The organism is Variovorax sp. dw_308 (assembly GCF_019207085.1).
Classification (GTDB): domain Bacteria; phylum Pseudomonadota; class Gammaproteobacteria; order Burkholderiales; family Burkholderiaceae_C; genus Variovorax.
This window is the reverse complement of the sequence record NZ_JAATOM010000055.1, coordinates 1-7,834: the sequence shown is the minus strand read 5'-3', so window position 1 is coordinate 7,834 and position 7,834 is coordinate 1. Positions and strand designations below refer to the sequence as shown.

Here is a 7,834-nt window from a genome sequence, read left to right as displayed (position 1 = left end):
CGGGCGAGCGTGTAGTCAGCGGCTGCCAGGCTGTAATCGAGAGCTTGATCGTCGCCGAAGCCGGCGGCACCAGATCACGCGAGTGATGCCGGCTTCTCCCAAGCGCTGTCACGGCGTCACGGCAGACCCAGCACCAGCGCATCGAACTGCGTTCGGCTCAGACTCAGGGTATGCACGCTGTCGGCCGATCAGACGAACTTGCCCACGTTAAGTCGTCGGGCGGCCAGCCACACACCGATGCCGTCATGCACGAGGACCTTCACGCGGTTGGCTCGTCGATTGGCGAATACGAACGGACTTCCCGATATGGAAATGGGCGAAAAGTAACCGGCCAGTCATCCCATCTTGAGGCCAGAGGCCAAGGCGCTGACCATGATGTCCATCTAAGTTTGATGGACGCCTATGCATGTTGGCGCCGGCCGAAAATTGACCCGGTGGGTCAAAGTTCAGCTGGCGCCGACACGCCTTGGGTCATTAAGGTCGACGATCTTCAACGACCCGAAGTGCGGTCATCCATTGTTAGCCCCGGCGGCGGCCCGCTACCAGAAGACCCGTCGCAAATATCCATTGAATTTCAATAACGTGGTGAGGTGAGCATCATGTCGCGTGATCGGGCCCGCTGACCAGGACAACGTTGTGCGCCTCGTCGGTGAAGGCCATTTCCGCCAACTGCATCACCAGCTTGCGATCGACTGGCGAGACCTCGAAGTCGAAGCCCGCCAAGTCCCGATGCACCGGGAACTTTGCTGCGTTCATCTGGTGGCTCACCGAGCGCGTGGCACGCTCGGTCGTCTCGGCACGCAGCATCTGCTCGACCAGCCAGCGCGATCGCTCCAGCTCGGCCTTGTTCTGCTCCAGCAGATCCGCCCAAGTCCCGGCCATGCCGTGCAGGCGCAGCGCCTTGAATTCGGCAATCACGTCACGCGTCATGGCCGGCCTCCTGGATGTCGCGCAGCCGGTCGTAGCGGGCGGTGTCGGCGCTCGGCGGCGTCAGCACCTGCAGCGACGTCACCACGTTGGCCGGCCGCGGCGCAGCGTTCAGACGCCCCAGCACGTTGATGACGTGCTCGACGCTCACCCGCCCGGACGGGGGCGCTCCGTCGAGCGCCAACTCCACGGCCACCAGCACCGCCTCCAGTCCCGCCGTCGGCACCAGGGCCAGCACCTTGGCCATGACGCGATCGCCACCGTTCTCGCGCAGCAACCCGCGGCGCAGCCGTTGCAATGCCGGCGGCAGGTCGGCGAACGGCGCCCCGTTGCGTAGCGCCCCCGGCTTCCTCTGCACCAGCGGTACGTAGTGCTGCCAGTCGTAGCGCGTCTTGCCCTTGTCGCTCAGGCGCTCGTGCTCGGCCACGACGGCATCGCCGGCCACCACCGTCACGCGCGTCGGATACAGGTGGGTGCTGACCATCTGCCCGGCCAGCTCGCACGGCACCGAGTAGCGGTTGCGCGCCACCGACACCAGGCAGGTGCTGCTGACCCGCGCCACCTCCTCGACGCAGCCATCGAAGGCAGTGGGCATCGGCATCAGTTGCAGCCGCTCGTGCTCGAGCATCTCGGCGATGCTGAACGGCTTGTGTTCGGGATGCATGATCTCCTGCCACAGTGCCCGGCAGCGCTCGCCCAGCCAAGCATTGAGCTCGTCGAAGCTGGCGAAGCGCCGCTCCCGCGCCTCGATCCAAATGCGCCGGCGGCTGTCCTGCACGTTCTTCTCGACCACCCCCTTCTCCCAGCCCGAGGCCACATTGCAGAAGTCGGGGTCGTACAGATAGTGCGCGCACATCACCGAGAAGCGCGCGTTGACGGTGCGGCCCTTGCCCTTGTGCACCTTGTCCACGGCCGTGCGCATGTTGTCGTAGATTCCCCGGCGCGCCACCCCGCCCAGCGCGGCAAATGATCTCGTATGGGTATCGAACAGCATCTCATGGCCCTGGCTCGGATACGCCACAAGGAAGAACGCGCGGCTCGCGCACAGCTTCATGTGCGAGACCTGAAGCTTGCGGTAGATGCCCCCGATCACCAGCGCTTCCTCGCTCCAATCGAATTGGAACGCCTCGCCCAGCTCGAAGGCCAGTGGCACGAACGCCTTGCCCAGCGCAACGCCGCCTTGCTGCGTTCGCCACGCACGGATGAAATCGGTCAGCTGGCTATAGCCGCCTTCGTAGCCGGCTTCAGCAAGCTGCTGCAGCAGCGCACGGGCCGTTCTGCGTTCCTTCTTCGGGCAATGCGCATCCGCAGCAGTGCCAGCTTCACCGTCTCGACGAACGGCGTCAACTTCGTCAACGCCGCGCACCGCTCGTACTTCGGCACCTGCGCCACAGGCGCTCGCAGGTACTTCCTCACCGTATTGCGCGACAGGCTCGTCGCCCTCGCGATCTCTCGCACCGATTTGCTCTCGCGGTGGTGCATCCGCAGGACCTTGCCAATCATGGCCATAGCGATCAATCCTCATACCCCCGCCGCTTAAAAAAGCAGCAGGGTAGGCTGAACACCCGGGTCAAAAAAGTGACTCAACGGACTCGCAAGAGGCCAACGACAAGGTCACAGTCAGGCAACTTCTCCCCGAGGAGAAGGCGCGGCGCGTGAAGGCGGATTGCGCGGCGGAACGACCACGCAAATTTTTGCCCCATATCCGTTCGGTCGGGTCGTCACGTGTTACACGTCCCGACAAGATCTATTCCACAGTACCCTTTTTGGCCCTATCTCTCGACAGCCAGTCGAGCCAATTTCGACAAGCATGCTCTCCCTTGGATCCCCGACAACTACTATTCCCACAGATCAGCCGCCGCCGATGAGCGCGATGGTCGGCGAGCCGCGGGAATTCCTGCCCCACCAGCGGTCGCTGGCGAGGCAGGCACTTGCGGACCGGCGGTTACAAGGCCACTAGTTGCTGCTGCCGTGCGGCGACTCGAGCTTGGCCATCGCCATCTCGATGTTCTTCTTCATGCTCAGCGAGTCCGCACCCTGTGACGGCGGGAACTCCGCCAGGCTCTGCAGGTGTGCCGCCAGGAACGGACCGCCGGCGGTCGGCGCCCACAGCTTGGAGGCGAGGAACTTGCGCCCGACGTAACCCCACTCGTGCGACTCGGGGTCCATCTTCTCCATCGGATCCATCAGCAGGTTGAACACGTAGGGCACGCTCGGGTACTGCTTGGCGTTGAACCAGCTGCCGTCCTTCTTCACGCCGATGTGCATCTTCCAGCCATCGACGCGCACCGCCATCAGGTCGGTCTCGTCGTAGTAGTAGATCTCGCGGCGCGCCGACTTGGCCGCCTTGCCGGTCCAGTGGTCAAGGTTGTTGTAACCGTCGAGGTGCACCTTGTAGGTGATGCCGTTGGCCGCCTTGTGGCCCTTGAGCAGCTCTTCCTTGATGTTGGGCATGCCGGCGGCGGCGCACAGCGTGACGAACAGGTCCTCATGGTTCTGGATGCCGTTGGAGACACTTCCCGCAGGCACCTTCGCCGGCCACTTGGCCAGGCACGGCACGCGCACGCCGCCTTCCCAGGTGGTGCCCTTCTCCCCGCGGAACGGGGCATAGCCGCCGTCCGGCCACATCATGAGCTCGTTGCCGTTGTCGGTGGTGTAGATGACGATGGTGTTGTCGTCCACGCCCAGGTCCTTGAGCTTCTTCAGCAGCACGCCGATCTGCTCGTCGTGCTCGATCATCTTGGCGCGCACCACGTCCTCCTCGGCACGGCCCTCGTCGACCGCGGCCTGGACGTACTTCTTCGGCGGGTGCGACCAGATGTGGATCGCAGTGGTGTTGAACCAGCAGAAGAAGGGCTTGTCGGTCTTGGCGGTGCGGTCCAGCCAGTCGAGGGTCTTGTCGAGCACCTCGCCGTCGAAGGTCTCCATGCGCTTGCGCGTGAGCGGGCCGGTGTCCTCGATCTTCTGCTTGCCGGTCTTGCCGAACTTCGGGTCCTCGGTCGGGTCGTCCTTGTCGGTGGCCCAGCAGTGCAGCACGCCGCGCGGGCCGAACTTCTTCTTGTACTCGGGGTTCTTCTGGCCAGGGTAGTCGAGCTCCTCGGGCTCTTCCTCGGCGTTCAGGTGGTAGAGGTTGCCGAACCATTCGTCGAAGCCATGCGAAGTCGGCAGGAACTCGTTGCGGTCGCCCAGGTGGTTCTTGCCGAACTGGCCCGTGGCATAGCCGCCGGCCTTGAGCACTTCGGCGAGGGTCGGGTCTTCCTTCTGGATGCCGCGCGCGGAGCCCGGGATGCCGATGGTGGTCATGCCGGTGCGCACCGGCAACTGGCCCATGATGAATGCCGCGCGTCCCGCGGTGCAGCTCGGCTGGCCGTAGTGGTCGGTGAACAGGATGCCGTCCTTGGCAATGCTGTCGATGTTGGGGGTGTGGCCCATCAGGCCGTGCGTGTACGCGCCTACGTTCCACATGCCGATGTCATCCCCGAAGATGACCAGGATGTTCGGCTTGCTCTTGTCTGCCATGATTCGGCTCCTTTGTGTGTGAGTGAACAGTCAAAGGTTTTAGCCCGACGCAGGCTGGCGTGAAACTAGTCTTTGGTTAAGCGATGAGGCGCACGGCCCGGCATACGCCTCGAGCGGATCCCCGAACGCTGCGGGACGCAGCCGACCATCTTGTGAGCAGTGGCGAGGAATAGCGCTCACGCACAACCGCGCAGCAGCAAGTCGCGATCTTTCATCCGGCAATCGCCCCTGAATTGGGTGCGTACTGAATTTCCGCGATTGCCCTGCGAGCCACCGTTTGGTTCGTCGGCGGACCTTCGATTTGCTTTTCTTAACGGCTCGGCGCCGGAACGGTCGTCACGGTTTCCCGGATCACCCCGCCGCCCATCACGCTGCCGCTGGTCGTGGTGGTGCCACTTCCGGTGCCCTGCATGCGCGCCTCGCAGTCCGCGCGCTCGGTGGCGGGGAGTGCCTGGCAGCGCGCCGACGCATTCTGGTTGGCTGCGGTGGCGCCGGGCTGTGTCAGGCCGCCGCGCGCGGCCTCCTGACGCGCCGCGCCGGCCTCGCGCAGGCAGGCGGCCGTGTCCTGGCGCGCATCGCAGTTGGCCGCCTGGGTGGCTTGGGTGGCTTGGGTGGCTTGGGAATAGGCCACGCCGCAAGCCAGGATGCCCGCAACTGCGATCAACGCGCTACCTGCCGATGAGCGAAGGGTTTTCAATTGGATCTCCTGGGGGTGCGGCTGGAGCATGCGCCCGTCCTCGCGGACCGGTGTAAGCGGGAGTCGCGACTTGCGGGAAGCACTCGCCGGGTGATGGATCCGCGCCGGGGCCGAGCAAAGGATGCGGGGTCTGCAGCGGGCTTGATCGGGAGTCGCGCTAAAGCGTGTCGCGCGCCCCGAATCCTTCGAATGCGCTGTCCGGCGCAGGCGCTTGCACTACGTCCACGCGCTCGACGCGCCCATCCGGCGGGCCGCGATGGGCCCACGCGACCAAGGCATCCACGGCGGCCGCGTCGCCCGACACGAAAACCTCCACCGTGCCATCGCGCCGATTGCGCACCCAGCCCTGCACGCCCAGTCGCTCGGCCGCCTGGACCATGGACCAGCGATAGCCGACGCCCTGGACCAGGCCATGCACGGTGAGATGCCTGTGGACGGTTGTCATGCGGATCGATCCGGCCGGACTTCAGGCTCGGGCAGCCGCGGAAAGTTGCGGACCGCGTGCCGGCGCGAAGGCAAGGGCTGGCGGCTGAAGTGCCGGCGTTCAGGGGCGCGCGCATCGCCGACCAATGCCTGCACCCGCGCGGGCAGTTGCGTCCGGTTCGTGTTGAGGTGCATGTTGTGATTGAAGCAAGGACCGTGCGGGGTCGAGTCAGGTGGCCATGCTAGTCCCGATGTCGTTGAACTGCAGGAGGGAGGTGCCGCTCCATTCACTTCATGGCCCCGACGCGCGGCTCATTTCCGCGCCCCCGCGATCGACCACGGCGAGTGCCTGCTCGCCGGCGAGGCGGCCACCTTTTCGAGGGAAACCCTGGAGGCGCACCTGATGGTGTGAGCGCGGCGATTCGCGGAAGATGCACGCCCACCTCAACACACCCCTGGAGCCCCCGGATGATCTATGAATTGCGGATCTATCGCACCCTGCCGGGCCGCATGCCCAACCTGCTGGCCCGGTTCAACGATCACACCATCCACATCTGGGCCCGGCTCGGCATCCAGCCGGCCGGGTTCTGGACCACGCTGGTCGGGGATTCGGAATTGAACGTGCTGACCTACCTGATCGCATGGGAGTCGCTGGCCGACCGGGAGGCGAAATGGCCGGTGTTCCTGGCCGACGCCGAATGGATCCGCGTGAAAACCGAAAGCGAGAAGGACGGGCCGATCATAGGCAACATCACCAACGAGCTGCTGACGCCGACGAAATTCTCGAAGATGCAGTAGCCGCCCGCGTGTCACCCCGCCCCGAGCTACGCCAGGCGCTGAAGGGCTGGTGGCGTGACGGCCGATGGCCAAAGGGGCATCGCCACGGGCCCCAGCCTGTGCAATGCTTCGCGCCATGACTCCGCGCCCGCCGCCAGACGACGATGAGCGCACCGTGATGCCAGGTGCGACGCGCCCCCCTGGCTCGGCCGACATCAGCGAGCACGCCCTGCCCAATGGCACGCTGATCGAGGGATTCCGCATCACCCGCGCGCTCGGCGAAGGCGGCTTCGGCATCGTCTACCTGGCATGGGACGTGGCGCTGGAGCGCCCCGTGGCGATCAAGGAATACATGCCTTCCTCGCTGGCGGTGCGGGCCCATACCTCCCTGGGCGTGTCGGCGCGATCGGAGCAATACCGCGACACCTTCGCGGCCGGGCTGAAAAGCTTCCTCAACGAGGCCCGGCTGCTCGCACGCTTCGACCATCCGGCGCTGGTCAAGGTGCTGCGCTTCTGGGAGGCCAATCGCACCGCGTACATGGCCATGCCCTACTACGAAGGGCCGACGCTCAAGGCCGCGCTGGCGCTGCGCGAAGGCCCGGTGCCGGAAGCGCAACTGCGCGCCTGGCTGAAACCACTGCTCGACGCGCTGGCGGCGATCCATCGCGAGCAGTGTTATCACCGCGACGTTTCGCCGGACAACATCCTGCTCACGGCCGCAGGGCCGCTGCTGCTCGATTTCGGAGCGGCCAGGCGCGTGATCAGCGACATGACGCAGGCGCTGACGGCGGTCCTCAAGCCCGGGTACGCGCCGATCGAGCAATATGGCGGCGCCATGGCGCAGGGGCCGTGGACCGACCTCTACGCGCTGGCAGGGGTGGTGCACTTCGCGATCACGGGCCGCCCGCCCGTGCAGTCGGTGGAACGCGTCGTCAACGACACGCAAGCGCCGCTGGCAACGACCCATGCCGGCCAATACGGCGAGGGCTTCCTGCGCACGATCGACGCCGCGTTGTCGGTGCGGCCCGAGGCCCGGCCAAGGGACGTGGCGCAGTTCATCGCGATGCTCGATGCGGCCCCGGCCTCGGCCCCGTCGCAGGCACCCTCGCCGGCACCGGCCCCCGTGCCGGTGGGCGCGGCGCCGGAGACCGCTTCGGTGTTCCGGCGCATGGGCAACGCGGTCACGCAGCGACTGTCCCCGCCGCGCGACCGGCCGCGCACCAAGGCTCGCGGGCAACCGCCGCCCAGCGCCAGCGTCCCTCCGCGACCGGCGTTGGCGCCGCGCGAAGTCACACCGTCGCGCGGCACGGGCAAGACCGTCGTTGCGCTCGCAGTCGCGGCCTTGCTGCTGGCGGGCGGGGCTGCATGGTGGTGGAAGACGCGTGGTTCGACCGCTCCGCCCGCGGCATCCATCCCTTCGACGGCGGAAACCCCGACGCCGGCGACTGCCGCTCCGGCATCGCAGCCCACGTCCGCAACGGGACCTGCACC

The 7,834-nt window shown here is 66.1% G+C and carries 7 protein-coding genes and 2 pseudogenes; 2 read left to right on the top strand and 7 right to left on the bottom strand.

The window, feature by feature from the left end; all coding sequences use genetic code 11:
• Nucleotides 1-188: 188 nt before the first annotated feature.
• From tnpB to HCU76_RS35820, 7 genes and pseudogenes are all read right to left on the bottom strand, one after another.
• The gene (gene tnpB, locus HCU76_RS37455; RefSeq protein WP_371319965.1) at nt 189-308 is read right to left on the bottom strand and encodes an IS66 family insertion sequence element accessory protein TnpB; all 120 of its coding nucleotides are present in this window, start codon (nt 306-308) and stop codon (nt 189-191) included.
• A 304-nt stretch (nt 309-612) separates the two neighbouring features.
• A pseudogene (locus tag HCU76_RS35845) lies at nt 613-930 on the bottom strand (ATP-binding protein); the annotation flags it as partial.
• Nucleotides 920-2,436 (bottom strand): annotated as a pseudogene (gene istA / locus HCU76_RS35840) (IS21 family transposase). The pseudogenes HCU76_RS35845 and istA, both read right to left, overlap by 11 nt.
• Before the next feature lie 447 nt (nt 2,437-2,883).
• A complete protein-coding gene (locus HCU76_RS35835; RefSeq protein ID WP_213953032.1) occupies nt 2,884-4,446 on the bottom strand; it encodes an arylsulfatase in 1,563 nt (520 codons plus the stop codon).
• A gap of 310 nt (nt 4,447-4,756) precedes the next feature.
• Nucleotides 4,757-5,143 (bottom strand): hypothetical protein, encoded by a 387-nt coding sequence (locus HCU76_RS35830; RefSeq protein ID WP_256354740.1) that lies wholly within the window; start codon nt 5,141-5,143, stop codon nt 4,757-4,759.
• 157 nt (nt 5,144-5,300) lie between these two features.
• The gene (locus HCU76_RS35825) at nt 5,301-5,588 is read right to left on the bottom strand and encodes an acylphosphatase (RefSeq protein ID WP_213953034.1); all 288 of its coding nucleotides are present in this window, start codon (nt 5,586-5,588) and stop codon (nt 5,301-5,303) included.
• Nucleotides 5,585-5,761 (bottom strand): hypothetical protein, encoded by a 177-nt coding sequence (locus HCU76_RS35820; protein ID WP_218511993.1) that lies wholly within the window; start codon nt 5,759-5,761, stop codon nt 5,585-5,587. Before HCU76_RS35820 ends, HCU76_RS35825 begins: the two co-directional genes overlap by 4 nt.
• A 273-nt stretch (nt 5,762-6,034) precedes the next feature.
• On the opposite strand from HCU76_RS35820, the gene HCU76_RS35815 reads away from it, so the two are divergent.
• Nucleotides 6,035-6,364 carry an NIPSNAP family protein gene (locus tag HCU76_RS35815; RefSeq protein WP_218511992.1) on the top strand — a complete coding sequence of 110 codons (330 nt, stop codon included), beginning with the start codon at nt 6,035-6,037 and terminating at the stop codon, nt 6,362-6,364.
• 115 nt (nt 6,365-6,479) lie between these two features.
• On the top strand, nt 6,480-7,834 hold a 1,355-nt coding region (locus tag HCU76_RS35810), incomplete at its 3' end, for a serine/threonine-protein kinase (RefSeq protein WP_256354739.1).